This is a genomic window from Archangium sp. (assembly GCF_036389735.1).
In the GTDB taxonomy this organism is placed as follows: domain Bacteria; phylum Myxococcota; class Myxococcia; order Myxococcales; family Myxococcaceae; genus Archangium.
Map to the genome: position 1 here is coordinate 1 of NZ_DASVWK010000612.1, position 1,944 is coordinate 1,944.

Sequence of the window (1,944 nt, forward strand, 5' to 3'; positions counted from 1 at the left end):
CCACGCCCGCGATGGGCAGGCTGTCCACCAGCGCGTTCGCGTACGGCTCCTTCAGGCTCGTGTAGATGACCTCCACCAGCCCGCGCGTGGTGGCCACGTTGTAGCGCGACAGCCCGCTGCCATCCGCCGGCCTCAACAGCCTCGGGGAGATGCCCCGGCGCCCAAGCTCCTGCATCATCGCGTCGCGCAGCGCGGGGTAGCTCTCCGTGCCCGTGCGAACGCGGGTGAAGCCCAGGCCCAGCCGCTCGGCGTAGAGGTTGAGCGACTCCTTGTTCGTCACCTTCACCAGCTCGGCCATCGGCGGGCTGACGAGTTCCAGCAGCGGCTCGCTCCTGGTCGCCGCGGGCACCGCCGCCGTCTCCGCCGGGGTCGGCAGGCGCCAGATGCCGCGCGCGGTCAGCGACTCCTGCACGCAGGCGGTGAACAGCGTGTGCGGCTCGTCCACGGCGATGCGCATGGAGGCCTGGCGCGGGCACTGCTCGGCCGTCGAGCGCCACACGCAGCGCACACGGCCGGTGCCCCGCTCGCGCACGCAGCCGAGCCCCGCCCGCTGGGCATTCGGGTCCAGGTACACCACCGTGGCGAGCGCGGCGGGGGCCGGGGAGTAGCGCACCGTCACGGGCTTCTGAGGCGGGGACGAGCAGTCCTGCCCGTCCGGGCGCTCCAGGGACAGGTCCACCACGTTCTCGCGGAAGACGAAGGGCGTCGGGGCGGCGCTGTAGGCATAGGCTGCGTCGTCCCATGCCCAGCCCGGGCCATACAGGGCATAGGGCCCCTCGTCCGCGTTGCGCACCCGCACCGCGCCGAGCCACTGGCGGATGCCCCGCGCCTGGAGCGCCTCGGCCACCTGCTCGCAGGCCATGGCCGTCTCGGGGAAGCGCCACGAGCCCAGCGACGGGTCCCCCGACGCCTCCACCACGAGATCTCCCAGGAAGAGGCGGCCCAGCTGCGAGCCCTCGAGCCGCACCGGGGTGCGGAAGCGGTGGTCCGCGCCGAACGCGGAGAGCGCCGCCGCGGTGGACACCACCTTCATCGTCGAGGCGGGCAGCAGCCGCACGTGCTCCCGGCGGGCGTAGAGCGGCACCCCCGTCGCCGCGTCCACCACGAAGACGCTCGCCGTCGTGCCCTCCCCCTCCACGGACTCGAAGAGCGCGTTGGCCACCGAGGTCAGGGAGGGAGGCGCGGGCCGCTGGACGCGAGGGAAGCAGGCCGGAAGCACGAGGAGCGCGAGCAGGAGCGACGTGAGCGGAAGGCAACGCATGGCCGCACGCTACCGTCCCCCTTCTTGGGCGTCGACGGTGGTCGTGCTATGCCTCGAATACCCGTCTTCCCTCCAACCGTTGGAAAGCGGTGCCGGGCATGAGCGACGAAGAGAAGACAGCGATTCTCGACGAACGCGGTCAGAGCCGGCTCATCAGCGGCTCCGCCGGCATGCTGGAGGAGCGCGGCCGTACCCCCATCACCCCGGGAATCCCCATGGGCGAGCGGCGTTCGCTCGAGCCGGGCATGTGGGTGACGGGCCGCTACCACATCCAGGAGCTGCTCGGGCAGGGCGGCATGGGCCGCATCTGGCTCGCCGAGGACGTGCAGGAGCATCGCCGCGTCGCCCTCAAGGAGATGCAGGTCCCCGCGGGGTTGCCGCACGGCAAGGTCGAGGAGCTCGTGCTGATGTTCCGCCACGAGTTCTTCGCGATGAAGCGGCTCCAGCACCCCGGCACCCTCAAGGTCTTCGATTGCGGGATGACCAGCTCGGGCAACCGCTTCATCACCATGGAGGTGGTGGGAGGCCAGGACTTGAGCACCCTGGCGCGTGAGCAGGCGCTCGATACGCCCGCCCTCTACCGCGTCCTCATGCAGATGGCGCAGGTGCTCTCCTTCATCCACTCGCGCCTCTACGTGCACTGCGACATCAAGGCCAGCAACGTGCGCGTCACCGAGTACGGC

2 protein-coding genes are annotated in these 1,944 nt (G+C 71.2%); one reads left to right on the plus strand and one right to left on the minus strand.

Features of this window, described 5'->3' with window-relative positions:
- A partial coding sequence (gene dacB / locus VF794_RS21465) for a D-alanyl-D-alanine carboxypeptidase/D-alanyl-D-alanine endopeptidase (RefSeq protein ID WP_331113291.1) occupies positions 1-1,261 on the minus strand: 1,261 nt, incomplete at its 3' end.
- Positions 1,262-1,359: 98 nt separating this feature from the next.
- Here dacB and VF794_RS21470 point away from each other — a divergent pair.
- On the plus strand, positions 1,360-1,944 hold a 585-nt coding region (locus VF794_RS21470), incomplete at its 3' end, for a protein kinase domain-containing protein (RefSeq protein WP_331113293.1).